This window comes from Pullulanibacillus pueri, assembly GCF_014639255.1.
Taxonomy (GTDB): domain Bacteria; phylum Bacillota; class Bacilli; order Bacillales; family Sporolactobacillaceae; genus Pullulanibacillus; species Pullulanibacillus pueri.
This window is the reverse complement of record NZ_BMFV01000005.1, coordinates 81831-106885: the sequence shown is the minus strand read 5'-3', so window position 1 is coordinate 106885 and position 25055 is coordinate 81831. Positions and strand designations below refer to the sequence as shown.

At 42.4% G+C, this 25055-nt stretch carries 23 protein-coding genes, 1 pseudogene and 1 riboswitch; of the genes and pseudogenes, 9 read left to right on the top strand and 15 right to left on the bottom strand.

Going from position 1 to position 25055, the window contains the following annotated elements:
• Positions 1-24 precede the first annotated feature (24 nt).
• The 3 genes from IEV91_RS05075 to IEV91_RS05065 form a co-directional block, all read right to left on the bottom strand.
• A complete protein-coding gene (locus IEV91_RS05075) occupies positions 25-429 on the bottom strand; it encodes a collagen-like protein (protein WP_188496330.1) in 405 nt (134 codons plus the stop codon).
• Between the two features lie 97 nt (positions 430-526).
• Entirely contained in the window at positions 527-928 is a 402-nt protein-coding gene (locus tag IEV91_RS05070; RefSeq protein WP_188496383.1) for a VOC family protein, read from the bottom strand.
• A 786-nt stretch (positions 929-1714) separates the two neighbouring features.
• Positions 1715-2938, bottom strand: a complete 1224-nt coding sequence (locus tag IEV91_RS05065) for a DUF819 family protein (protein ID WP_188496329.1) — start codon at positions 2936-2938, stop codon at positions 1715-1717.
• Between the two features lie 150 nt (positions 2939-3088).
• Between IEV91_RS05065 and IEV91_RS05060 the strand changes: the two genes are divergently transcribed.
• The 3 genes from IEV91_RS05060 (at position 3089) to cysI (ending at position 7629) form a co-directional block, all read left to right on the top strand.
• Entirely contained in the window at positions 3089-3532 is a 444-nt protein-coding gene (locus IEV91_RS05060; RefSeq protein WP_188496328.1) for a hypothetical protein, read from the top strand.
• 451 nt (positions 3533-3983) lie between these two features.
• Positions 3984-5843: an assimilatory sulfite reductase (NADPH) flavoprotein subunit gene (locus IEV91_RS05055; RefSeq protein ID WP_188496327.1), complete on the top strand. Its 1860-nt coding sequence runs from the start codon at positions 3984-3986 to the stop codon at positions 5841-5843.
• Positions 5844-5889: 46 nt separating this feature from the next.
• Positions 5890-7629 (top strand): assimilatory sulfite reductase (NADPH) hemoprotein subunit, encoded by a 1740-nt coding sequence (cysI, locus tag IEV91_RS05050; RefSeq protein WP_188496326.1) that lies wholly within the window; start codon positions 5890-5892, stop codon positions 7627-7629.
• Between the two features lie 81 nt (positions 7630-7710).
• Here cysI and IEV91_RS05045 read toward each other — a convergent pair whose 3' ends face one another.
• A complete protein-coding gene (locus tag IEV91_RS05045) occupies positions 7711-8565 on the bottom strand; it encodes a dimethylarginine dimethylaminohydrolase family protein (protein WP_188496325.1) in 855 nt (284 codons plus the stop codon).
• A gap of 222 nt (positions 8566-8787) precedes the next feature.
• Positions 8788-9375, bottom strand: a complete 588-nt coding sequence (locus IEV91_RS05040; RefSeq protein ID WP_188496324.1) for a YjgB family protein — start codon at positions 9373-9375, stop codon at positions 8788-8790.
• Positions 9376-9549: 174 nt separating this feature from the next.
• Between IEV91_RS05040 and IEV91_RS05035 the strand changes: the two are divergent.
• Positions 9550-10101, top strand: a pseudogene (locus IEV91_RS05035) (GNAT family N-acetyltransferase); the annotation flags it as partial.
• A gap of 58 nt (positions 10102-10159) precedes the next feature.
• On the opposite strand, the gene IEV91_RS05030 reads toward IEV91_RS05035, so the two are convergent.
• On the bottom strand, positions 10160-11047 hold the full coding sequence (locus IEV91_RS05030; RefSeq protein WP_188496322.1) for a LysR family transcriptional regulator: 888 nt from the start codon (positions 11045-11047) through the stop codon (positions 10160-10162).
• A 122-nt stretch (positions 11048-11169) separates the two neighbouring features.
• Between IEV91_RS05030 and IEV91_RS05025 the strand changes: the two genes are divergently transcribed.
• Positions 11170-11934: a class I SAM-dependent methyltransferase gene (locus IEV91_RS05025; protein WP_188496321.1), complete on the top strand. Its 765-nt coding sequence runs from the start codon at positions 11170-11172 to the stop codon at positions 11932-11934.
• Positions 11935-12006: 72 nt separating this feature from the next.
• Positions 12007-13266 (top strand): CYP152 family fatty-acid peroxygenase CypC, encoded by a 1260-nt coding sequence (cypC, locus tag IEV91_RS05020; protein ID WP_188496320.1) that lies wholly within the window; start codon positions 12007-12009, stop codon positions 13264-13266.
• Positions 13267-13461: 195 nt separating this feature from the next.
• Here the strand turns inward: cypC and IEV91_RS05015 are convergent, their stop codons facing one another.
• Positions 13462-14331, bottom strand: coding sequence for a class I SAM-dependent methyltransferase (locus IEV91_RS05015; protein WP_268236353.1), 870 nt, complete (start codon positions 14329-14331; stop codon positions 13462-13464).
• A 17-nt stretch (positions 14332-14348) separates the two neighbouring features.
• Positions 14349-15299 (bottom strand): DMT family transporter, encoded by a 951-nt coding sequence (locus IEV91_RS05010; protein WP_188496318.1) that lies wholly within the window; start codon positions 15297-15299, stop codon positions 14349-14351.
• A 142-nt stretch (positions 15300-15441) separates the two neighbouring features.
• Between IEV91_RS05010 and IEV91_RS05005 the strand changes: the two genes are divergently transcribed.
• Positions 15442-16266, top strand: a complete 825-nt coding sequence (locus tag IEV91_RS05005) for an aldo/keto reductase (RefSeq protein WP_188496317.1) — start codon at positions 15442-15444, stop codon at positions 16264-16266.
• A 224-nt stretch (positions 16267-16490) separates the two neighbouring features.
• On the top strand, positions 16491-18074 hold the full coding sequence (locus tag IEV91_RS05000) for an FAD-dependent oxidoreductase (RefSeq protein WP_188496316.1): 1584 nt from the start codon (positions 16491-16493) through the stop codon (positions 18072-18074).
• Here the strand turns inward: IEV91_RS05000 and IEV91_RS04995 are convergent.
• Positions 18049-18786 carry a YoaK family protein gene (locus IEV91_RS04995; protein ID WP_188496315.1) on the bottom strand — a complete coding sequence of 246 codons (738 nt, stop codon included), beginning with the start codon at positions 18784-18786 and terminating at the stop codon, positions 18049-18051. The two genes, IEV91_RS05000 and IEV91_RS04995, sit on opposite strands and share 26 nt — an antisense overlap.
• Positions 18787-19098: 312 nt before the next feature.
• On the opposite strand from IEV91_RS04995, the gene IEV91_RS04990 reads away from it, so the two are divergent.
• On the top strand, positions 19099-19974 hold the full coding sequence (locus IEV91_RS04990) for an NAD-dependent epimerase/dehydratase family protein (protein ID WP_188496314.1): 876 nt from the start codon (positions 19099-19101) through the stop codon (positions 19972-19974).
• 194 nt (positions 19975-20168) lie between these two features.
• Here IEV91_RS04990 and IEV91_RS04985 read toward each other — a convergent pair whose 3' ends face one another.
• The 6 genes from IEV91_RS04985 to IEV91_RS04960 all read right to left on the bottom strand — a co-directional run bounded on the left by IEV91_RS04985 (position 20169) and on the right by IEV91_RS04960 (position 24947).
• On the bottom strand, positions 20169-21194 hold the full coding sequence (locus tag IEV91_RS04985; RefSeq protein WP_188496313.1) for a ThiF family adenylyltransferase: 1026 nt from the start codon (positions 21192-21194) through the stop codon (positions 20169-20171).
• Entirely contained in the window at positions 21184-21957 is a 774-nt protein-coding gene (locus IEV91_RS04980; protein WP_188496312.1) for a thiazole synthase, read from the bottom strand. The genes IEV91_RS04985 and IEV91_RS04980 overlap by 11 nt, the downstream gene beginning before the upstream one ends.
• 5 nt (positions 21958-21962) lie before the next feature.
• Positions 21963-22166, bottom strand: coding sequence for a sulfur carrier protein ThiS (gene thiS, locus IEV91_RS04975; protein WP_188496311.1), 204 nt, complete (start codon positions 22164-22166; stop codon positions 21963-21965).
• Positions 22163-23302 (bottom strand): glycine oxidase ThiO, encoded by a 1140-nt coding sequence (thiO, locus tag IEV91_RS04970; protein ID WP_188496310.1) that lies wholly within the window; start codon positions 23300-23302, stop codon positions 22163-22165. The genes thiS and thiO overlap by 4 nt, the downstream gene beginning before the upstream one ends.
• 3 nt (positions 23303-23305) lie before the next feature.
• Positions 23306-23914: a thiamine phosphate synthase gene (locus IEV91_RS04965; RefSeq protein ID WP_188496309.1), complete on the bottom strand. Its 609-nt coding sequence runs from the start codon at positions 23912-23914 to the stop codon at positions 23306-23308.
• Between the two features lie 417 nt (positions 23915-24331).
• Positions 24332-24433, bottom strand: a riboswitch (TPP riboswitch).
• 85 nt (positions 24434-24518) lie between these two features.
• The gene (locus IEV91_RS04960; RefSeq protein ID WP_188496308.1) at positions 24519-24947 is read right to left on the bottom strand and encodes a VOC family protein; all 429 of its coding nucleotides are present in this window, start codon (positions 24945-24947) and stop codon (positions 24519-24521) included.
• Positions 24948-25055 lie beyond the last annotated feature (108 nt).

The following is a 25055-nucleotide window of genomic DNA, read 5'->3' as shown; positions in this document are numbered from 1 at the left end:
TTTATTTTGTTTAAACTCAGGTGCCTAATGACATTGAAATTGTATAATTTGATTTAAATTCACACCGAAAAATCTCCAACTTCGCCCATACCATCTAAAACCAGCAATAGAACGGGGACCGATGAAGACAGGGAAAAACCAAAACTGTTGGTTGCCTCTCATCCAAATATAGGTCCAGCGGAACATGCAGCCACGAATGGCCCCTGCATCGATCGCGAAGGTTTGATGCTGACCTTGTGGCACGTGTAATTGCGGTGTGAAACTGGGTGGCGGTCCTGGTGGTTGTTGTGGTTGCGGTGTTGAAGAAGGTGGTCCACTTGATGGCGGACTACCTGGGAAACCGCCGGGAAACCCCCCCGGAAAGCCACCAGGGAATCCCGGGATAATTCGACTGGGATAATACGACCCTTCATAGAATTGTTCGTCCATGATCATGTCTCCTTTAAAGATACGCATTTGTCATGTCATTTTAAGATATGCAAGGAGGAGAGATGTGTTCAAACTTAACGGTGAGGGTTCCTAAGAATCAAGACTCTGATGATAATCCCGTTGTATTCATAAGGACGATTCGCCAGCCGTCAGGGTCTTCAAAGGTCACTCCGCTCTTCTCCCAATACGGATTTTCAGGTGGAACGGAGTGGTAGCCCATCGTATGCAACCGCTGAACGATGGTATCTTGCGCTTGTTTATCTGGTATATAGAAAACAAGTAAGTTATCTTTTGTTGGCGCAGGACAAGGACTGCCTTCTTCATGCTGGGTAAATTCCAGTTGATAACGAACGTCAGGTAAGCCAAAGACGACGCCTTTATAACCTTGATGCCCAGCGAAGGAAGTAACAGGATGTAGACCTAACCCTTCTTGATAGAATCGGACGACATCGTCAAAGCGATCTGTAGGCCGGGCGACTCTCATTTGCGTCACGGGCATTTTGTCAGACCATGGCTTTGAGCTATTCATAAAGTAAGGAAGATTAGGGACGTCAAAGCGAAATTCTTTTTGTAATGCTATATCGATGCTTATGGGATGTATGGTCGCTCCTTTATTGGTGGGGTACCAATGGCGTCCTTCCTTTACGAGGACGAAGACACCGTCTTGATCCCCATAAAATTGGAAGGTCTCTGAATCATCCTTATATTGATTAGGAAGTGGGACAAGACCTTCTTTTACTGTTTCAATATTGGGAGAAGGAAGGCCCACTTCTACAATTCTAATCCAAGGAGATGATAATGTTGGCATTTGTTCTTCTCTTCCTAGTATCTCCACGATATTCCCGTCCGGATCCTTAAAATAAAATTGTTCAGCTTGCCATAATTTTGAGTACCCGCGTTCGAGGCCGAGATTTTTGGCTTCAAGCCGGAGGGTGATATCATGAAATCCTTGTGTATTGATGAGACAGGCAAAATGATAATAGGGAAGACTCTGACTACGTTTAAAAGTGATGAATGAGTCGCCGATTTGAACCATAAAAGTGTCTGGGTGTTCACGGACAAGCTCCATCAAGAGCGTATTAACATAAAAATCCTTCATTTCTTCAAGGTGATAAGTCTCTAAGTGTAAGTGCTGAATGCGCATCATCTTTCACTCATTTCTTATTGTTTTTTCCTCACTTTAATCACAAGGTTATCAGATGACATCGGCTCATTCGATGGAATCCCCTCCTACTTTAGTCGTAAAAAGTTGAGCCGATCGCTGAGAATTCACAGCTCCCTTTCATTACATAACATGTGAAAGGAGGTATTCCATAGCAGTACCAATATAATTCCCGATTATATAACCGAGCGTGCCCACAACTAATATTGGAACAATGAGCTCGGTCCATCCTTTAGCGATGGCCATGGCTGCAGCCGTCGTCGGTCCACCTGCATTAGCGTTGCTCGCGAGGATCATTTCTTCTAAACTGAACTTGAAGAGTTTACCAAAGATAAGAGTTACAATCATATTGCCAATAATGATGATAAGGACAAAGATCAGAAGCAATGGGGCATTTTCAATCAGTAAAGGCACAGAGGCAGGGACGCCAATGACGACAAAGAAAATGTAGATGAGATAGGTACCGAGTTCTTGGGCACCATTAATATTCTCAAAGAACCGGTGAAAGATAGAAACAGCTAAGACGGTTATGGTCGTCAACATTAAGTAATGATCACCAAATAAACCATTAAGTAAGTTATAAAAGAAATTCACATGATCCCCTGATGGGATTAGCTTATCAAACCAATTCGCAAGTTTAAAAGAAAGGGCAACAAGAACAAAAGCACTTCCAGCAGCGAGGGCAATGTCTTTTAAAGAGACCTCTTTTCCCTTCCAGTAGGAAGCGGCCTGGTTATTGGCACCACTCGTGCTATCTTTTTCTATGGCATCGATATAGGGCGTTCTAAAATGTTTACGAAAGAAGCTAAGAGCGGGCATGGCAATTAAAATAAAAAAGTAAAAGGCCATTAAAAGGTTGTCTGCTACTATTGCAGAAGAAACGAGTTCGCCTGGTGTATGAAATTTAGCGGCTAGGGCAGCAAAGTTAACACTTCCTCCAATATATGAGCCTGTTTCCATTCCCGCAATTTTGTCAAGATCTGGGATCGCGTTTTTCAAGAAGAAAAATGAGAGCGTCACTCCTACAACAGTACCAATAGAGCTTATCAAGAAGATGATCAGCATGCGGCCACTTTCATTCCATATTTTTCTTAGATTGGCTTGAAAAAGCAATAGTGGAATGGCGAGCGGAATGACATAATTCCACACAGCGTCATAAGTAGGGGCATCTGTAGGAATAATATATAAATTAGAAAGAATAAGAGCACCGAGCAGTGCGATGATGGCGCCTGTTAATTTGGCCGCCCATTTGAAGCGTTGCTCTAAGTAAATGCTCACTGCTGCCCATCCAGCGAGAATTGCCCATAAGACCCAGGTATCGTTAGCGCTGATAAGTGTCTGGTGCATAAAATGCCTCCTTTTTACTTTTTATTATATGGTACAAAAAGATCCTAGAAATGACTATAGGGAGGTTTTCCTTTTATTCTACTGGATAGGAACAAGTGTTTGCTATTTTGGGAAGTTATGATATAATAAAAAGAAAAGGGGGTGAGTCAAATGAGTGAGGAGTTACTGAATAGGATCTTTAATGAGATTCAAGACATGAAACAGAACATGGCGACAAAGGCAGACTTATCGAACTGTGCAACGAAGGATGATTTGACAAACTTCGCAACGAAGGATGATTTAGCAAACTTCGCAACGAAGGATGATTTAGCAAACTTCGCAACGAAGGATGATTTAGCAAACTTCGCAACGAAGGATGATTTAGCAAACTTCGCAACGAAGGATGATTTAGCAAACTTCGCAACCAAAGAGGATGTTGCGGATATTCCTTACATTAAAACAGCGGTGAATGAATTGTCGGTTAAGGTGAGTGAATTGTCTGGTAGAGTGGACATAATCGAAAAGGAAATGGTAAGGAAAGCTGATCTTCAGTTTATATACCATAAAATTGCTGAGCATGATCGTGAAATTTTTAATCTTAAATATCAGTCTTAATTTCCAAAAATAGAATTGATAAAAATTATCTCCTTCTTTACCAGCCGAGCGTGTGTATGGCTGGTTTTTATTTCCCCTTTTTGGAATCCTCTCCGCTTACAGTGAGCCCCATTCGGAATTCTTACTCTGTTGACTTCACAATAAAATAGTTAGTTTTAGGTAGGAAGCTTGAGATTATAAAATTTTTTTAAAGTAATTCCAAAAACATAGTTAACATATCGGAATAGATATGGTTAAATAGAAATACACAATATAGAGAAAATTCCGGAGTAAGCTGGCCCTAGTTATAAAGTAAGCATGCACAGATATATTCGCTGGCACTTGAATGGTTTGGGCGATGTTGGCCGTGTCCCCCTATCCTTTTGCCTTTTAGAAGGCTCTAGGTGGGAGCTTACAGACCCGTTTAATACGGAACAAAAAAGTGATGGATTCCTTTGTGAGGTGGAGATCTTTGCAGTTGCAAGTAACGAATAGTCCCTTTAATCAAGAACAAACAGAAATCCTTAATCAACTTTTGCCTACATTAACTGAGACTCAAAAAATCTGGCTCAGTGGATATTTAGCTGCCCCACAGACAGCTGCCTTTTTAATGACGCCTGAATCTCGGGCAAAGAATCAACCAGTTGCGGGAAACTCTCCACAGTCTATTAAGCCATCAGCAACGCGAGAGGTGACTGTACTCTTTGGTTCGGAGACCGGTAACTGTCAAGCACTTTCAGAAGACCTAAGCCAGAAGTTAGAGGAAAAAGGATTTAAAGTGGTTCTCTCTTCTATGGATGATTTTAAAACAAAGGATTTGAAGAAAGTCCAAGATTTATTAATTATTACAGCGACTCATGGAGAAGGGGATCCCCCCGACAATGCGCTGTCATTTTATGAATTTTTGAATAGTAGAAAGGCTCCTAAATTGAAGGATGTACGCTTTTCTGTGCTTGCTCTAGGAGACCAGTCCTACGAGTTCTACTGTCAGACAGGGAAAGATTTTGATCAGCGCCTTGAAGCATTAGGGGCAGAACGATTGCATCCGCGTGTTGATTGTGACGTTGATTTTGATGATTTAGCAGCCGAGTGGATGGAAGGCGTCTTAGGTCAATTGCAGGACTCCTCCCAGGTGGGTCAAGTAGAGGATTCCAATGTTACTAAAATAGCACAGTTGCAAACGGGAGCCACCATCCAACAGGTCACAAAATATTCAAGAACGCATCCCTTTCAAGCGGAAGTTTTAGAAAATTTGAATTTGAGTGGTCGGGGATCCAATAAGGAAAATCGCCATCTTGAATTGTCACTCGAAGGCTCTAATCTTGAATTTGAACCGGGTGACAGTTTGGGCATTTACCCAGAAAATGATCCTGCTTTAGTCGACCGCATTATTGCTGAGATGCAGTGGGACCCTGAAGCCCCAGTTACCATTAATAAAGTGGGAGAAGTCCCTTTACGGATAGCGTTACTTTCTCATTATGAAATTACGATACTCACGAAGCCACTCATGGAAAAGGCTGCACAACTTTCAAGCAATGGTCAACTTAAGGCGTTGGTGGCGCCTGGAAATGAGGAGAAGCTAAAGGCTTATATTGATGGCCGCGATTTACTCGATTTATTGCACGATTATTCCCCTTGGGAAGTTCCGGCAAAGGAAATATTGGGGATTCTCCGGAAATTGCCGGCCCGACTTTATTCGATTGCAAGTAGTTATAAAGCCAATCCAGATGAGGTCCATTTGACTATAGGTACAGTGAGATTCCATGCTCATGGGCGCGATCGCGCGGGTGTTTGCTCTGTGCAATGTGCTGAGCGTGTCAAACCGGGAGATAAACTCTCTGTCTATGTCCATAAGAATCCTAATTTCAGATTACCAGCCGACCCTGATGCCCCCGTTATTATGATTGGTCCAGGCACAGGTGTAGCCCCTTTTAGATCATTTTTAGAAGAGCGAGAAGAAATAGGGGCAACGGGAAAAACATGGCTATTTTTTGGTGATCAACATTTTAGAACCGATTTCCTTTATCAAGTGGATTGGCAGAGATGGTTAAAGGAAGGTGTACTCTCAAGAATGGATGTTGCCTTCTCTCGAGACACTGCTGAAAAGGTGTATGTCCAGCACCGTATGCTTGCTAAGAGTAAGGAGCTTTACCAATGGATACAAGAAGGTGCCAGTGTCTATGTATGCGGTGACGAGAAGCATATGGCTAAAGACGTGCACGATACACTATTGGCGATTCTTCAACAAGAAGGCGGTATGGATCAAGAGGCTGCTGAAAATTACCTTACTGATTTGCGCAAGCAGAAGCGTTATCAACGAGATGTTTATTGATGCCATTGGACTTATACTTTGAAGATTTATTGGAAGGAGTTTTAAAATGGTCAAGGAAGATATCCTAACTCGCAATGGGAAACCAAGTGATAATGAGCGGATAAAGGGCGAAAGCAATTACCTTAGGGGAACCATCGCTGAAGGTTTAAAGGATCCTATTACGGGTGCCATCTCCGAGGATGATAATCAGTTATTGAAATTTCATGGAAGCTATCAGCAGGATAATAGGGATATTCGAAATGAGCGTCGGCGTCAAAAATTAGAGCCTGCTTATCAGTTTATGATCCGGGTCCGAGCGCCTGGTGGTGTGATCACTCCTGAGCAATGGCTTGTCATGGATGAAATTGCTCAAAAATATGCAGATCATTCCATTCGACTAACCACACGACAAACCATTCAATTTCATGGGATTTTGAAATGGAATCTAAAGCAAAGTATTCAGGAAATGAATCGGGCATTATTGGATAGCATTGCGGCCTGTGGAGATGTGAATAGAAATGTGATGTGTAATCCAAATCCCTATCAATCGGAAATCCACGCTGAAGTATATGATCTTGCTAAACAAGTGAGTGAGCATTTATTACCTAAGACCAAGGCCTATCATGAAATTTGGTTGGACCATGAAAAAATCGTCGATAGCCGGGAGAATGAGGAAGAAGTCGAACCTATTTATGGAAAACATTATTTGCCAAGAAAATTTAAAATAGGGATTGCTGTTCCTCCGTCTAATGATATTGATGTTTTTTCACAGGACTTGGGCTTTATTGCAATTCTGGAAGAGGGTAAATTAAAGGGATTCAATGTTTCAGTGGGTGGGGGCATGGGAATGACCCATGGAGAACCAACGACGTACCCGCAAATCGGTCGGATTATAGGTTTTATACCTAAAGAAAAAATAATTGAAGTGGCTGAGAATGTCTTAAAGATCCAACGCGACTACGGGAATCGTTCCAATAGAAAAAATGCTCGTTTTAAATATACCATTGATGCTAGAGGTGTCGATTGGGTTCTCAACGAACTCAATGAAAGATTGGGTTGGGCACTTGAAAAGGCGCGTGACTACCACTTTGACCACAATGGAGACCGTTATGGGTGGGTGAAGGGCAGTAATGGAAAGTGGCATTTGACACTCTTTATCCAAAACGGGCGGGTCAAAGATTTTGATGATTACCCCTTGATGACAGGGCTAAGGGAAATTGCCAAAGTGCATAAAGGTGACTTCAGGTTCACAGGCAATCAAAATGTGATTATTGCTAATGTGAGTCCACAAGCAAAGAAAAAAATCACAGCACTTGTTGAACAATATGGATTAACTGAAGGGAGACATCATACCGCTTTAAAGCGAAATTCAATGGCCTGTGTGGCTTTTCCAACGTGTGGGTTAGCGATGGCTGAATCTGAACGCTATCTGCCTTCCTTACTCGATAAATTAGAAGCCGTCCTTGAAGAGGCAGGGTTACGTGATGAAGATATTGTGATCCGTATGACTGGCTGCCCTAATGGCTGTGCCCGTCCAGCGCTGGCTGAAATTGGGTTTATTGGCAAGGCCCCTGGAAAGTACAATATGTATCTCGGAGGCGGATTTGCTGGTGAGCGTTTAAATAAATTATATCGTGAAAATATTGGAGAAGAAGAGATTTTAGCAAATCTTCGCCCACTCCTCTTGGAATATGCCAAAGAGCGCCGAGAAGGCGAGCACTTTGGAGACTATGTTATCCGTGCCGGTCATATTGAAGCTGTACAATCAGGACTTGACTTTCATCCGACGAGCGTGCATGCAAAATAATAAAAATCATCAGAACCAAGCCCCTGCTGAACAAGTAGGGGCTTGGTTTTTTGAATAGTATAAGCCATGTTTCCTAAAATATCATTCATGATAACGCACGATGGGTAACGTACAGCAGCGAAAAGAGCCTCCTGATTTGATAATTTCTGATAAGTCGACTTCGATGACCTCGAATCCCCGCTTTCGGAGCTCCTCATTAACCTTCCGATTTATGGGTAAACTCAGGATTCGGTTATTGCCGATAGAGAGAACATTAGTCCCCAAGGTAAATTGTTCTTCCTTTGTCACCTCAATCAGCTCGTACCGTGATTGGAAGTATTTAATATCCTCTTTAGTGAGAGCTTCAGGGAAAATTAAAGCAATTTCTGGGGAAATAACATTAAAGACACAATCAAGGTGTAGGAAGGTTTCCGTAAAGGGGATAGGAACAATGTTAAACCGAGTTAAAAAAGTTTTTAAATGGTTGACGGCCCCTTGATTTGTCCGGTTACTTAATCCGATATAGATGGTGTCTCTGTCAATGATGACATCCCCACCTTCAATGCGATCCTCAATTAAGTTATAATAAGAAATTTTTTCTTCTTCAAGCCATTGTTTGAGGACATCCTCCTCTCCCTTTCTCACGTCGCTCGCCATTTTAGCAACGAAAATAGAGTGGCCGAGAGTAAAGCCAATATCACGTGTGAAAACTTGTTCAGGGTATTTTTTGTCACTTTGTAATAATCGAACATCAATATTATACGAACGAAGGGTTTTTACGAGCTCATGATGCTGTTGAACGGCGCGTTCAATATCGATGCCTTCCTCTTTAAAATGCTCTTGCGTTTGATTGATGACATCTCGTATCATCATGTGTTGGGGTTGGCATAAAACCACTTGCTTTAAAGGATCATACTCACTAAAACAATAGGTTTTCGTGACTTTTTTAGGAACCATGGTTTTCGCCTCCATAGGAACAAACAGATAGTTATAGGATGAACGAGGATGAGGATTAATATTCTCATAGGGTGGAATGAACTTTATTAAAGGAAATTTTTTTAAAAGGGTCAGCCTAATGCTCAAAATGGATAAAAAATGATTGACTATTGATCAAGGGAAAATCCCACAGCAGTCTTAATGAACAAGTAAAAGGAGCAGATCTCCCTGCTCCTCAAAGGATTACTTTGCAATTGCTTTTAAATTAACATGGTCTACTGTTTGGTCTTCTCCAACAACGAAATGGAGTTCATAATTTCCTGTTTGGTAGACGTAATCTGTTTCATTAGTTTCGGGTACGGATAGAATGTGGTCGGCACTTCCGATTTGTTGACTTAATACCGCTGGAGTGATGCCGCCAAGATTTTGCTGGCGCTCAATTTGAGTGCCGAAATAGCGTATTTCTGCGATTCTTCCTGTAGCCCCATAAGCAAAGGCGTAACTTGCTTGTCCCATGGAACCATGATATTTTTCGAAGGGGTCATCGGGTTGAGCAGGCTCTTCCGGCAAGCCTATTTGATGATGGACATCGTCAATCGTGCTTGTGTCCACCTTAAGGCCATGAACTAGTTTCGGCATTTCTCCCGAGAACGCTTGATTGTAAAGCTGATTAAGGGTTGTGATGGCCTTTGTATTTTTTTGAGATGAAGTCACAGATGGTCCTGAAGCAGCATCAGCCGATCCCATAAAGGACGGCACACCTAAACCTAAAAGCGAGAGTGAGAGCAACGAAGCAGTGGCAATTTTAGTTGCTGGCTTTTTCGATCTCATGTTATCCCTCCTATTTGTTTCATTCCCTCTAGAATTAAAATAAAACATAGAATTAGGAAAAACATAGATTAAGCACTTAGACTTTTGTGATATATTGAAGAAAATGCTGTGAGTTGTTATTTGTGCAATCATCAGTTGGAGAGATTTTTTATCTTCTCAATAAGGAGAGATGAGATGACGACATTAATGGGTGATAGGATCTACGTAAAGTTGGTGGAGGAAGCAGATGCTGAGGTGCTTTTAGCGCTTGAATTAAAAAATAAGGATTTTTTTCAATTGTATACAGGAAGCCGTAAAGATGATTTTTATACCCTCGAAGGACAGTTAGAACGAATCAAGACCAATAAATCATCTGCAGAAGCAGATCAGGGTTATTTTTTCGTTATCTATTTAAGAGAATCAGAGCAATTAATTGGAGAAATCACGCTCTTTGAAGTTGCAAGAGGAAACCTCCAAAGCTGTTGGATCGGCTATTTCCTAGACCAAGAGCAAAATGGTAAGGGGTATATGACAGAAGCTGTCCGCTTAGTCGTCGATTACGCTTTTCAGACCCTTAGACTTCATAGAATTGAGGCTGGTGTTATGCCTCATAATATCGGCTCGGCGAAGGTCTTGTTGAAAGCGGGCTTCCAAAAAGAGGGACTTTCAAGGGAAAATGTAAAGATTAACGGGAAATGGGAAGATCATCAATTATTTGCAATAATAAATGAGGATGATGTAGATGAGTAAAGAGAGGCAAGTGTTCTTATTGTAGAGCGCTTGCCTTTAATCATAGCTTTCACTTTTAAACATTTTTCTTTACAGTCTCTATAAAATGATTGACCAGAGGGGATCGTGTGTCGTGTTTCCGTGTGCAGAGGGCGATCTTGTTAACAAGCTTTAGACCACGAACCTTAACTCTTGCTAATTCACCACGGGCAACATAGTCACGAACCACCAGTGATGAAATAAAATTGACACCGTAACCAGCCATAACGGTTCGAATGGCTTCATGGAGACCGTTAAACTGCAGGGCTACTGTTGGCGGCTTAATGTCATGAGATTGACAGAGTGCGACTAACCGTTCTCTTGTGGAACTGCCTTCCTCCCGCATGATGAAGGGTTCTGTCATCATTTCTTCTAAGGATACCTCTTGGTGGGCATAGTGATGTTGCGGAGCTACAACAAACCATAGTTCGTCTTCAAAAAGCTCTTCCCATGCTATGGTGTCAGGATGATGAGCAGCGCCACCCCCATATACTGCAATATCTGCTTCGTAGCTACTTAATTGCTCAAAGGCCCCTTGAGAGTTAGTGGTGGTAATGGTGATGTCCACTTCCTCATATTGGGTTTTAAAGGTAGCGGCCCATTCTGGAATAAGAAAGTTAGCGGGCAGATAGGTTGCGACAATACGAATCTTGCCTTTTTTTCCTGAAAGGAAGGCTTCTATGGTAGACTCCATGTGCTGTTCTAAGGCAAAGAGATGTTTGGCTTGTTTTGCTAGGCTTTCACCAAATTCGGTCAATATAACACCTCGGCCCTTTGGTTTGAATAAAGGCAGTCCTAATTCTCTTTCAAATTTTTTGATTTGAGCAGTCACTGCAGGTTGACTAATTCTTAACTGCTCAGCTGCAGCGGTGACACTCTCGCACTTTGTTACAGTGTAAAAAAGTCGGAGGGCATGGAGATTCATAGTGTACTCTCCTTTCATAAATAAAATTTATGATTTATTAAAAAATATATATTTGTTTTATATTTAAGATCATTATAAAGTATAAATAACCAAAAGACGATTTAAAAAAGGAGTGATTGAAGATGAGCATTGAGAATTTAGGTTTTAATTATGATCAGCATGGACAAAAATACTCGACAATTCGACGCACAGATCCAAGGATAGCGAGTCATGTGCATTCAGCTTTAGGCTCTGCCAGAACAGTCTTAAATGTCGGGGCAGGTGCGGGGTCCTATGAGCCTGAGGATCGCTATGTTGTAGCGCTTGAGCCCTCTAAAGTCATGCGTCAGCAACGACGAATAGCCAACAGGGGTCCCGCAATAATAGGGACAGCAGAAGCCCTTCCATTCGATGATCACGCCTTTGATGCTTCTATGGCTATGGTGACGGTTCACCATTGGAGTGATCTTCGCAAAGGGTTGCAGGAATTAAGAAGGGTAACCCGGAATCAAGTCGTTATTTTGACCTTTGACCCCCAATCTCTTGATCTTTTTTGGAACGCAGAATATTTCCCGGAAATAATTGCAGTCGAGAAGCGACGGTATCCGCCCATTGATGTCATTACTCAAGCTTTAGGTGGGTCTTGTGATGTGAAGTCTATCGCTGTTCCATTTGATTGTATTGACGGATTTCAAGAAGCCTTTTATGGACGACCTGAAGCTTTTTTAGAAAAGGAAGTACGAAAAGCACAATCGGCATGGGGCTTCATTTCGGATGATCTAGAAAATCGCTATGTCAAAGCGCTTGCAGATGATTTGCGGTCTGGAGGTTGGGATAGGAAATATGGGAAATATAGGACGCAACCCAGTTTTACTTGTGCATTAAGGCTTATCATAGCCCAACCTTAAGAAGAATAAATTATAAGCTCTGAGCAAATGATAAATCGAAAAAAATGGCCAAGGCTAAGGAGATTATGATTTATGCACTCGAGTGAACAACCCCCTAAGGACAAAACGTTAGATAGTACACTGGAACTCTTGCAAGAGGGTTATCCCTTTATTCAAAAAAGGTGTCAGCAATTTCAATCTCATCTTTTTCAAACACGTCTTATAGGAAAAGAGGCGTTTTGTATCAGCGGTGAAGAAGCCGCCGAACTCTTTTATGATTCTGAAAAAATGCAGCGTCATGGTGCAATTCCTAAGAGAATACAGAAAAGTTTATTTGGAGAAAACGGTGTTCAGACGATGGATGGTGAGGCTCATCAGCATCGAAAGGCGTTGTTCATGTCCCTAATGACACCCGCGAGGCTAGAGACGCTTAAAATCCTCACAAAACAGGAGTGGGAAAACAGTCTGAATAAGTGGGTAAATAAAGAAACAATGATTCTCTTCGATGAGGCTCAGGAATTATTATGCCGTGTGGCTTGTAAATGGGCGGGTGTTCCGCTTAAAGAGGCCGAGGTTAAAGTCCGGGCAAGGGATTACGGAAATATGGTAGATGCTTTTGGGGCTGTGGGCCCTCGTCATTGGCGGGGAAGAAAGGCGAGGAAGCGGGAAGAAGAATGGATAAAAGATATCATCGATAAGATAAGAAAAGAGGAGATCCAAGTCCCCGAGGAAACAGCGGCCTATGCGATGGCCTTTCACCGTGATCTAGACGGAAACCTTCTTGACCTCCAAGTGGCTGCCGTGGAACTGATTAATATCGTCAGACCGATTGTAGCTATAGCTACCTATATTACTTTTGAGGCACTGGCTCTTTATGAGAATCCTGAGTGTTTAGAGAAAATTAGGAAGAACGCAAACGATGACTATACGTATTGGTTTGTTCAAGAGGTTCGCCGTTTTTATCCTTTTGCTCCTTTTCTTGGAGCAAACGTTAAGCAGGATTTTGAATGGCAAAACCAATCCTTTAAAAAAGGGACAATGGTTTTATTGGACCTTTATGGAACGACCCATGATCCAATGCTGTGGGAGGAGCCAGATCAGTTTAACCCAGATCGATTTACGGAATGGGAAAGTAGCTGTTTTGATCTCATTCCTCAGGGCGGTGGGGATCCTTACATGGGACATCGGTGCCCGGGAGAACACGTCACGATCGATATTATGCGGGTAAGCGTAGAATTTCTAGCCAACCACATGAAATATGATGTCCTTAAGGATCAAGATTTGACGGTAAGTCATGTTAAAATGCCGACACTTCCAGAAAGTGGATTTATTATGAGTAACATAAGAAAGTAATTGAGGCGTTAATAATCTAAAAAGGAACTGAGCGTATGCCCCTTTAAAATGGAGTCGCCCAGTTCCTTTTAGTTTGAGGTATAAAATATGGTTAGCAAGAAGAGCGTGATCGCTGCTCTAATGAACCTGCTGTTGACCGTGCATTTTTGGATTAAAATGTTTCAGTGTCCGTCTTTCTTATGTAAAAAAGATTTATCACTTAATCCCCATGCGCATGCGATAACTAAAAAGAATTTCCCTTGTCTCTCCCGCAAAAGTGTTCTCGACCTCTTTTCGGAAGTCCTCAAATAATGAAGAAAGTTCGTTTGCTCCTAATTTCAAAGCTGTTTGTAGTCCCCCTTGGCTAAGGGCGATATTGGCATATCGGGTTGCATCACATGTTTCCCAGTTATGAAAGACGATTTCTTTAGAAAATCGGAATAATCCGGATTCACGAATATGTTGAAGGTGTTCGCTCTTGTTCCACTTGTGCGCCTGTTTATCTTGTTCTGCGAGCTGGCGTGCCCGGCTATCAGCAAGGGCAATGAGTTGCTTGTAACGCTCTTCAATCTCCCAATTGAAGGCCGGGGGCCAATCACAATCATAGGCGGCAAAAATCCCCCCTGGACGAAGGACGCGAGCAAATTCTTTTAACGTACTCTCCGGTTCCATCCAGTGAAAGGACTGTGAGCATGTAATAATATCAACGGATTCAGATGGAGCATCCAATTGGTGAGAGAGTCCTTCTACAAATTTAAGTTGAGAGGGCTCATTTTGTTCCTGCCAACGTTTTAGTGCAACGGCTCGCATATCATCACTTGGTTCAACACCAGTAATGTGATCCGCATGATCCAACCATATAAATGAAGAAAGACCGGTGCCACAGCCAACATCCATTATTCTTTGTGGACGCTTTTGTAAGTAGGTCGTTAAAATCTTGACAACTTCTTGTGGTGCGCTTGGACGATTTTGATTATAGAGATCGCTAAATCCGGTAAAGCGCTCGATGTTACTGGTACGTATGTGCTCATTCATAGACATCCTCCTGAAAAAGAAATGCGTTTGTTTTGGATTATTATACCATATCCAATATAGTCACTCCTTTATCCAACAGTATTCATTCGTTGCCTCTCCGTTTTCCTAGTGACAGATTGAAGGCTATGAAAAATCATTCCGATGATAACAAGAAGAATACCAATAATGGAATAGAAATCGGGAAGAGGAGCATTTAAAAAGAGCAATTCTCCCAGTAAGGCAAAGATGACTTCCCCTGACTGTGTTGCTTCAACAGCAGCCAGCTTTTGATTATCACCTTTAACACGTTCGGTCGCATAAAAAAATAAGGCTGTTGCAATAATGCCTGAAGATAGAGCGACAATTAAAGTTTGTAAGAGTTGGCCCGAAGTGGGTAAACCTTGAGTTGTCACTCCATATAAGGAAAGAAGAAGCCAAAAAGGGAGGCTGGCAATGGTCATCCCAAGTATACGTTGAAACGTGTTAAGGGTCTCTCCAACCACTTGCATCATTTGGCGATTGCCGAGCGGGTAGGCGAAAGCCGAGAGGATCAGTGGCACGATACACAAAAGCGCGCTAAGCGGAGAGACCACATCGGCATGAGTAAATTGGATGAGAAAAACCCCTAAAAGAATAACGAAAGAGATCAATAGGCTTCGAAGGGGTATTTTTTGTTTCGAGGCAGACTTTGGACTTAAGAAAGGAACTAACAAAGTGCCAGCAATAATCGTCAGTTGAAAGGTGGCTGCCACCAACCACCCGGGGCCGTATGCAGCGGCAAACGTCATGGGTGCATAAAAGAGTCCAAAGCCCACAGTGCTCCAAATAAGCCAAGGAAGAGGGTGGGTCTTTAAATGTCTTAAAACGGGCATGATGTTTTTTTGAAAGCCGACAATGACTAGGAGTATGGGAAGCATAAAAAAGAACCGGAATGAAGCACTCCACACCCAGCTCCCGCCATCAAGTTCCATCGCACGATTTAAAATAAAAGTAACTGAAAAGAAAAGTGCAGAAAAAATGCCGATCAGCGTACTTCGCACAGTGTCATCTCCTTTAAATCTTGCACAGATGTGTTTATATTCACTATAATAACAAATTAAGGTTAACTAAAAGCATAAGAAGTGACAAATTGCATGAAAACTTTGTATACTAATCAAGAATGAATCGAAAAGGAGTGTTCCGATGGATTTCGTGACATTAAACAATGGTCTAAAAATGCCTCAGCTTGGATTTGGTGTTTGGCAGGTAGAAGATGAAAAAGCAACAGATGCAGTAGCAAAGGCTCTTAAATCAGGTTATACTTCTATCGATACAGCGATGATTTATAAGAATGAAAAGGGTGTCGGTAGAGCCATCAAGGAATCCGGTATTCCACGTGAAGATCTCTTCATCACGACCAAAGTATGGAATAGCGATCAAGGCTATGACAACACGCTTCGTGCCTATGATGAAAGTTTAGAAAGATTGGGCTTGGATTACGTTGATTTATACCTTATCCATTGGCCAACTCCAAAATATGATCAATATGTTGATACATATAAAGCGATGGAAAAGCTGTATAAAGAGGGGCGTGTCAAAGCCATTGGTGTATGTAACTTTGACATCGAGCACCTTGAGCGTCTCTTCGCAGAATGTGAAGTGAAGCCAGTCCTTAACCAAGTGGAATGCCATCCTTACTTAGCACAGAACGCTTTAAAAGATTTTTGTGCGAAGCATGATATTTTTGTAGAAGCCTGGAGTCCACTTGACCAAGGTGGCGACGTTTTAAAGGACGATGTCATTAAAGCCATTGCGGAAGCCCATGGTAAAACACCAGCACAGGTTGTTCTACGTTGGCATTTGCAAAATAATACGATTGCTATTCCTAAGTCTGTGACACCTTCGCGCATCGAAGAGAATATCAATGTCTTTGATTTTGCGCTTACTTCAGACGAAATGGATAAAATCAATCAGCTTGATTGCAATAGACGTAAAGGCTCAAAGCCAAGCGAGATGAACGTTCGATAAATCGGTAAGATAGTGCGAGGAGAAACCTTCAATGGTTTCTCTTTTTTACGTTAGAAAGCATTCCTGTGGAAGACCTTGTAAGGGTAATGGGTTTTCCCTATTAAGCTTGGAAGCATGAAAAAGGGTAACATTTTCGCGTGCATTTGGGAGTACATCGAGGAGTATACTCCCCTCCCTTATGGTAAACATAATCATATTAAAACATATGGAGTGGAGGATTTAGAATGGCCCACAATGACCGTGATCGTGGAAATGGACAGTTACCACAGTCCCCTGAACCCTATTGGAGGGAGGATATAAAGCTACCGGCATTCCCACGTTTAGAAGAAGATTTAGACGTTGATATTGTGATTGTAGGTGGTGGGATTACGGGGCTAACTTCAGCTTATTTATTAGTCAATGAAGGGTTTAAGGTCGCTGTTTTAGAAGCCGGAAAGATCTTGAATGGGACTACAGGTCATACAACGGCAAAGGTGACCGCACAACATGGGATAATTTATGATGAATTCATTCAGAATATCGGGAAGAGCCGAGCAAAGTTATATTATGAAGCGAATACGGAAGCAATAAATTTTGTGAAAAAGATGGTAAACGAACATAACATTGATTGTGATTGGAGTACCCAAGATGCTTATATCTATGCAACAACAGAACACTATGCGCGCAAGCTTGAGAGAGAGGCCAAAGCTTATGAAACATTAGGTATCGAGGGTGGGTTGGTAGATAGCATTCCATTCAATATTGAGATTAAAAATGGGCTAGTGATGGAAAATCAGGCTCAATTTCATCCCTTAAAGTACCTTGCACATCTCGTTCAGATGATAAAGGATAAGGGCGGGCGGATCTTTGAAGAAACCGTTGCTGTGAATATAAAGCCTGGAGAACACCCGGTGATTTTAACACGCGAAGGGTCACGTGTTTCAGCGCGTTATGTGCTTTCTTGCTCTCATTTTCCCTTTTATGAAGGAAAGGGGTTTTATTTTGCAAGAATGCATGCGGATCGATCTTATATATTGGCCGTTAAAACAAAAGAGAAATATCCTTCAGGCATGTATATAAGTGCTGAAGATCCTGTGCGTTCCCTCCGTTCGGTGATCATTAATGGAGAAGACCGGGTACTGATTGGTGGAGAAAGCCATAAGACCGGTCAAGGCAAGGAGACGTTGGAACATTATAAAGCTTTAGAGGCGTTCGCAGATCAGGTGCTTGGTGTGGAGGAGATTCTCTATCGATGGTCCGCTCAAGATCTCGTGACTTTAGATAAACTTCCATTTATTGGTCCGCTCACGAATGGCCAACCCAATCTCTTGGTGGCTACAGGCTTTCGCAAATGGGGAATGACCAACGGGACAGCAGCAGCACTTATTTTTAGAGATATTGTGTTAGGAAAAAGTACCCCCCAGCAAAAGCTATTTACCCCTTCACGGTTTTATCTTCATCCCAGCCTTAAAAATTTCCTTGTTGAAAATGTCGACGTGGCGAGTCATTTGATTAAAGGAAAGTTAGAGGCACCCAATAGAAAAATTGAAGATTTTTCTCACGATGAGGGTGGAATTGTGACTATTAAAGGGCAGAGAAAAGGCGCATACAAAGATAAGGATGGAAACGTGCATATCGTTGATACGACGTGCACGCATTTAGGATGTGAAGTCGAATGGAACGATGGCGATCGTACTTGGGATTGTCCATGCCACGGCTCAAGGTTTTCCATTACTGGAGAAGTAATCGAAGGTCCAGCAGAAAAACCATTACAACATCATGACCATAATCTTTTAGATAACCTTACATCTGAGGATTCTGGTTACTAACCTTCTGGGTTGATGTATAGGACAAACTAAGCACAAACGTGATAACAATAATACAAACGGGCATCCAGATGGCGTGTAGTCCCCAATGTAACTCCAGCAACCCACAGAGTGCAGCACCTACTCCGTAAATAACAATATCAATGAACCACATTGAAACGGAACTCCAGCTTGCTAAGGGGGCATTCACTGGGCCATCTGTGGTGTTTTTTTTCATAGAATTATGGGCTTTCCAAACCAAGGATTCAATCATCCCTGTGGTTGTACTTGTGATTACAGTCGTAGGCACACCATTAACTCCGAGCCTTCTGGCCGTTGTCCCTTGGACACCCATTGATAAGGCAAGCAGGACGATGAGTAAATAATGATTGGGAGAAGTGACAAAAGAAACTAAAAGGCCGAACAGGGCAAGGCCGATAAATTCTATGCAAAGGGTCAAAAGGACTGTCGTATTTAAGCCAGTGACATGGCGTTTATGTCGTAGAACAAAAGCTCCAACAGCAACTCCTAGCATAAAGCCCAACAATGCCACCAAATACCCTAAAGGTGCTAAGTCCTTGGCGTTGACAAGTGATAATCCGAAAAACACGGTATTTCCTGTCATGGCAGCGGTTAGCACTTCTCCTAAGGCTAGGAAGCTTATGGCGTCGGAACAGCCAGAAATCATTGTAAGCAAAAGGACGATTAAATTTAATGTCTTTTTAGAATGTGTCATAATCTTCTCCTTCTCAAAAACAGAGCACTTCAATATTATATATCTATCCCTATGAGTATATGTGTAAAAAACTGTAGACTTTCCCTGGTTACTGAACCATTATATTAAACTTTTGGATCTCAGGGAAGCCTACAACAGTGTGACAGGTTACGAGAGTAGAAGGAGACATTTAAATTCAAAAAGTGAAAGCGTTTATTTAGACATTTACAGACTCTGACTTTTATAATCAAGTTAATTGTTGTAAAGGGCTGAGTAAGGAATTAAAAATAAATAGAATAGAATAAGGAGAGGTAAACGCTGAAAATCCTCGTTTTGGGTGGCACACAATTTTTCGGACGACGCCTTGTGCATCTATTGCTTGATGAGGGACATGATGTGACGATCGCAACGAGAGGGCAGACTCCTGATGACTTTGGCGATGCGGTGACAAGAGTCAAGATGGATAGAACAGATCAAGAAGGAATGGCTAAAGCCTTTGCTGATCAATATTATGATGTGGTATATGATCAAATTTGTTTTACCCCTAGAGATGCGCAGATGGCTGTCAATGTATTTTCAGGTCATGTAGGGCGTTATGTATTGACCTCAAGTATGGCGGTGTACAAGCATAAGGATGACGAGCTTGTAGAGGAGGATTTTTCACCTCAGCACTATCCATATGATCTCACAGTAAATGACTATACGTACGCAGAGGGAAAGCGGCAGGCAGAAGCCTATTTTTTTCAGAAGGCACCCTTTCCAGTAGTGGCTGTCCGTGTGGCGATGGTTGTTTCTGGGACCGATGATTTTACAGGACGCTTTGATTATTATGTGGAGCATGTTTCTAAAGGGACGTCGATTGGAGTCTTTGACACTGAGCATCCGATCTCCTATGTAACCGCTTCGGATATTGCTGAATTTCTTAAATTCATGGGGACTGAAACCGACTTTGTTGGTCCTATCAATGGAAATAATAGCGATCATTTAAGTATCCAAGTGCTTTGCCAGAAGATTGGTGAATATGTTGGCAAGGCACCGCTATTTCATGTTGGGGCTCATGAAGATAAAACATTGTCTCCTTATGCCATGTTTACCTATGATTGGAGACTGTCGAATGCCCAGGCGGCAGCCCTTGGTTTCAAGTTCTCGTCTATTCTCGATGCTCTGCCCTCAATGGTGAAAGAAAGTGTGGCGCGACTGCAGCTTTAATGACGGCTGTTTGACACTCATGACACTTCCTTCAGTTCCTTTAATTAAAAAAGCGCAGAAAGCACTCAGGAGAAAGGGAGAGCTTCTGCGTTTTTTGTTTTTATACTATCAGCGTTTATAAACCCTCACTGACACTATTTAAAGGAGGGAGTCTAAGTGAGCGGAAGGGGAGAGGTTTAGATCCTTTATGGGATCTACCCCCCTACATAACGATTGTATAGGGTTTTAGAAAGCGCGATATCTTTTGTCCCATGTACGAGTGTTCGCCCATCTTGGAAAATGACGAGTCGATAGCCATCGATCTCAAAGTTAATTAAATAGGGATTAGCTTTGATTTTGCCTTTGAGTACAGAAAGTCGTTCAGCAAGGGCCTCTAAGTTTAACTTTACTGGCCTTGGGGGTCGGATTTGGACACTGTCCCTCCCACATAAAATCGCTGTTTTCGTTTGCTGCTCCCCTTTGAGATAAGGATAGCTTGGTGCCTCCCCACATGAAGGGCAGTTGGTCTTTTTCATGGAGGAGACATCGATAGCCGATTGTTCATTATTCCATAGATCAAAGAACAGCAAGGTAGTTCTTAGCGAGCTATTATCTTGGACGAGCAGTTTTAATGCCTCGGTGGCCTGATGAGTGGTGACGTATTGCACCGTAGGGCTAATAATACCCACCGTATCACAGGTTTCACCACCTAAAGGCATCGCTTCAAGTAAACAAGCCAGACAAGGTGTCTGATCAGGGACAAAAGTAAAAGTGACGCCAGTACTACCCACACATCCCCCGTATATCCAGGGGACTTTATACTTTTGAGCACTGTCATTAATTAACATTCGAGTTTCGAAATTATCTGTCGCATCAATGATTAAATCAACAGCCTGACACTGTTCTTCGATCATCAAGTGATCTAAGTCTGCAATCACGCCACGGACGAAAACCTCGGAATTCACTTCTTTTAGTCGTCTTTCAGCAGCTATGGCCTTTGGAAGGTGGTGCTTGGCGTCATTTTCTGTATATAAATGTTGCCTTTGGAGGTTACTCCAATCGACGTAATCACGATCAATAATGGTAAGGTGGCCCACTCCTGCTCGAACCAACATCTCTGAAATGCTGGTTCCTAAGGCTCCGGCACCAACGACAAGCACCCGAGATTGTTTTAATTTTTCTTGGCCATGCTTCCCAATCGGCTTAAAAAGCGTTTGTCTTGAATATCTCTCAGGATTCAACCGTGCTCATTCCCTCCGTCGGACTGCTAGCACTGGCATAAGTTTTCTTTGGAATGCGTCCAGCCGCGCAGCCATATCGTCCGGCTTCAACAGCGAGTTTCATAGCTAAGGCCATTTTGACGGGATCTTGGGCATCTGATACCGCTGTATTTAAAAGGACACCATCAGCCCCTAATTCCATCGCCAGAGCTGCATCGGCCGGAGAGCCGATCCCGGCATCTACAATAACAGGTACGGTGGCCTGTTGGATGATAAATTGTAAATGAACAGGGTTGAGGATCCCTTGACCGGACCCAATAGGGGAAGCACCAGGCATGACAGCGTGAACCCCTAGTTCCTGTAACCGCTTAGCCAAAACGACATCATCAGAAATGTAAGGAAGGACAATAAAGCCCTCTTTTAAAAGGATCTCACAGGCTTTAAGCGTTTCAAAAGGATCTGGTAATAATGTTTTTTGATCACCAATAATTTCAACCTTAATCATGTCACATAATCCGGAAGCCTTTGCCAACTTGGCAATACGAACAGCCTCTTCAGCCGTTTTTGCCCCTGCGGTATTGGGGAGAAGTGTATATTGATCGACATCGATCATCTCTAAAAAGTTAGGCTGATCTGCTTCGAAAATATTCATTCTCCTCACGGCAAAGGTTAATATTTCTGTTTCAGAGGCTTCGACAGCCTTTTTTTGTAAATTGAAATCCGAGTACTTCCCTGTTCCTAGTAATAGATGCGATTGAAATTCATAGTTTGCTATTTTTAACATGTTGATCATCCTCCTCCAATAAAATGCACAATCTCAACGCGATCCCCATGAGTAAGGGCTGTTTCAGCTTGAGATGACTTATCAATGATGGTCTGATTAAGTTCGACTACAGTGATCTTTTTCTCGAGTTTTAAGTGAGCTAATAATTGCGCGACAGTCTGGACCGAGTTTGGAACATCTATGGTCTTGCCATTAATCATTAATGTCATGTTAAGACCTCCTGAGTATCGATATGACGGTTGATGCGAAAGTCATTTAAAGGTACAGAGAGACGCTGATCTGTGACCATTTCGGCGATCAACTGACCTGTGATAGGGCTCAATAAAATACCATTACGGTAATGACCGGTAGCGATAAACAACCGGTCGATATCAGGGTGCTCTCCGAGATAAGGAAAACCATCTTGTGTCATCGGACGGATCCCTGACCAAAAGCGATCCATTGTGGCGGTTTCGATAATGGGGAGAATCTCTTTGGCCTTATTCATCAGCGATGAAAGTCCCTGAAGCGAGACGGATTTATCAAAAGTATGGGCATGCATTGTCGCCCCAACAAGGAGTTGGCCGCCTCTTTTTGGGACAATATAGCACCCCTTTGTAAAAAGCGTTCTTTTAATAAAGGGCGCGTGTGTGGTTAATGAAAAAGCTTCCCCCTTTACGGGATAAAGCGGCTGTTTTTGTTGGAGTTCCTGAGGTAACCATTGACCTGACCATGCTCCTGTTGCAACAATGATGGTCTCCGCATAAAAATCACCTAAAAGAGTTCTGACTCCTTGGACGGTGTGATGAGAGAGAATAAGACTTTGCACTTCACAATATTCCCGGATTTTTGTCCCCAAAAGTGCAGAGGCTTTGGCAAATCCTTGTGTCAAATTGGGAGCATAGACCTGGCCCTCTTTTGGAAAATAGAGCGCACCATGCAGATTCTCTGATAAACAAGGCTCGAGATTTAACAAGGCCTCTCTATCTAGCCAAATCGCTTCTTCGCCTATCGAACGCTGCCAATCACCTATCGCTTTTAAAGACTCGACTTGTTCTTCATTCTGCGCCATTTTTAGTTGACCATTATGGATGAGTTCAATATCGATATGTGTAAGTGCCTTAATTTCTGAGGCAAGGGATGAAAACAGCGCCCGACTTGATTTAGCGAGCTCGAAAAGAGGATCATGGGCCTCTAGCTCCGCTTGGACACCGAGCATACCAGCGGCTGCACTTGAAGCTTCACAGCCAATCTGATTTTTTTCTAAAAGCAGAACTTTTTTCTTTCGCTTAGATAATTGATAGGCGATGGAACACCCCATAACACCACCACCAATAATAATGGCATCAAACTGCTTCGGTTTCATCGATTACACCTCTTTCTGTATGTGATAGGCTTGGTAGTCTTTGACAGCTTCTAAAGGATCTTTAGCCTCCATAATCCCGGACATCACGGCCATGCCAGAGGCACCTTGCTCAAAAAGTTCAGGAACACGAGCGGGGATCACACCTCCGATGGCAATGACCGGGATGGAAACGGAAGTGATAATGGCACTTAACGTTTCTAACCCTTTTCCTGCGAGGCCAGGCTTACAAGTTGTTTCATAGACATTGCCAAAGAAAAGATAATCGGCTCCAGTTTCTTGATAGTAAAGGGCTTCCGATAATTGATGAACGGAAACACCGACTTTTAAAAAGGGATACTTTTGCTTGATTTCTTGAAGGGAGCCATAGTGAGCAGGTAAATGCACACCCCCGAGTTTATAACGGCCAGCTAATTCACTTCGACTATTGATGATTATTTTTTGTTTCGGAATGCCCTTATGGATCATGCCTTGAATCCACTGATCAAGTTCAGTATCTGAAGCGCGTTTTTCACGAAGATGGATAGCAGAAACATAGGGATGGATGCTCTCCACAATGGAAAGAAAGCGTTCATAAGGCAGCTTTCCATTCGAAATCACATGGAGCTGTTTCAACAATAAGACCTCCTTTCTTGGACATATAAAAGGCTGGGTTCACAGCGTTTGTTGCTATTGATATAGATTGCGTCATAACGAGCACGCGCACAAAAGAGGGTGCTGACTGATAAAGCGGTTGCCGCCCGCACTAAAGCCAGCCACAACTTCCAAATGGCGCACATAACTAGAGCGAAACTCACAAAAGAGCGTTGCGCTCGTACTAAAGGAGTAGCTGGCTAACAAAACGCAGCGACTGCTGTCAAATGGATTGAGCGCAAAGCGCGAGATACGTTATGCCGAAATGGACGTCAATTCCTCAAATGCATGGTCCTGAGAAAAACAATCTGCTTGAAAAAAGCCAATGAAAAAAGACCACTCTCCAATTGGAAAGTGGTCTTCTGAGTAGACAGAGAGACATAGACGAAAAGAATATGATTCTCTCATACTCCACTTTCCTACGCTGGTATCAACCAGATCAGGTTCAAGGGTTCAGATTTCCTCTGTCTCAGCCCATAAAGGGCACCCCTAGTAGAGAACTTATATTAAAAGTGGTGCCGGCAAATTCTGCTCATGCACATTTTATGATTGTTTTCTTTATAATAACACTATTGCTTCTTTTTAATCAATGAATGTCTTTTTGAAAAGGATAATCACAGTATTCTATAATCGTTCCTTCTGTATCTGCTGGATTCAAATAGATTAAACGTCTTCCGTGCTTATTTACCCGTAATGAATTCTCCATCACGCGAATCCCTTGTTGTTTTAAATCTTCTATTGCTTTATCGAGGTCCTCAACACGATAAGCGACATGGTGAACACCTTTGCCTTTCATCCTTATGAACAGGGAGATAGGAGAGGTTTTGTTGTTTGTCGGTAACAATAATTCTGTCCGAGTGCCGTTAACGTCCATTATGGCAATTTCACTCTCGACGCCCTTAGCTTCGCTTCTATAGCGATCAATCAACGTGCCACCTAATACATTTTTATAAAAATTAATACTGTATTCAAGATCTCGAACAGCTATACCAATATGATCCAGTACTTTTTCCATAACAATGTCACCTCACATACATTCATGGCTCTATTCTAACATAGTCATTTTACTAAGGTTTCTAAAATAATGAAGCGGTTTACTGTGTTATAATAATGGTGTGAAAAA

Coding starts and splice junctions, on each gene's coding strand:
- IEV91_RS05060 (WP_188496328.1), top strand. CDS start 3,089: ATGAGTGAGGAGTTACTGAATAGGATCTTTAATGAGATTCAAGACATG.
- IEV91_RS05045 (WP_188496325.1), bottom strand. CDS start 8,565: ATGGTTCCTAAAAAAGTCACGAAAACCTATTGTTTTAGTGAGTATGAT.
- IEV91_RS04960 (WP_188496308.1), bottom strand. CDS start 24,947: ATGGAAAAAGTACTGGATCATATTGGTATAGCTGTTCGAGATCTTGAA.
- IEV91_RS05075 (WP_188496330.1), bottom strand. CDS start 429: ATGGACGAACAATTCTATGAAGGGTCGTATTATCCCAGTCGAATTATC.
- cysI (WP_188496326.1), top strand. CDS start 5,890: ATGGTCAAGGAAGATATCCTAACTCGCAATGGGAAACCAAGTGATAAT.
- IEV91_RS04995 (WP_188496315.1), bottom strand. CDS start 18,786: ATGACACATTCTAAAAAGACATTAAATTTAATCGTCCTTTTGCTTACA.
- IEV91_RS05025 (WP_188496321.1), top strand. CDS start 11,170: ATGAGCATTGAGAATTTAGGTTTTAATTATGATCAGCATGGACAAAAA.
- IEV91_RS05005 (WP_188496317.1), top strand. CDS start 15,442: ATGGATTTCGTGACATTAAACAATGGTCTAAAAATGCCTCAGCTTGGA.
- IEV91_RS05000 (WP_188496316.1), top strand. CDS start 16,491: ATGGCCCACAATGACCGTGATCGTGGAAATGGACAGTTACCACAGTCC.
- IEV91_RS04980 (WP_188496312.1), bottom strand. CDS start 21,957: ATGTTAAAAATAGCAAACTATGAATTTCAATCGCATCTATTACTAGGA.
- thiS (WP_188496311.1), bottom strand. CDS start 22,166: ATGACATTAATGATTAATGGCAAGACCATAGATGTTCCAAACTCGGTC.
- IEV91_RS05065 (WP_188496329.1), bottom strand. CDS start 2,938: ATGCACCAGACACTTATCAGCGCTAACGATACCTGGGTCTTATGGGCA.
- cypC (WP_188496320.1), top strand. CDS start 12,007: ATGCACTCGAGTGAACAACCCCCTAAGGACAAAACGTTAGATAGTACA.
- thiO (WP_188496310.1), bottom strand. CDS start 23,302: ATGAAACCGAAGCAGTTTGATGCCATTATTATTGGTGGTGGTGTTATG.
- IEV91_RS05070 (WP_188496383.1), bottom strand. CDS start 928: ATGCCCGTGACGCAAATGAGAGTCGCCCGGCCTACAGATCGCTTTGAC.
- IEV91_RS05040 (WP_188496324.1), bottom strand. CDS start 9,375: ATGAGATCGAAAAAGCCAGCAACTAAAATTGCCACTGCTTCGTTGCTC.
- IEV91_RS05030 (WP_188496322.1), bottom strand. CDS start 11,047: ATGAATCTCCATGCCCTCCGACTTTTTTACACTGTAACAAAGTGCGAG.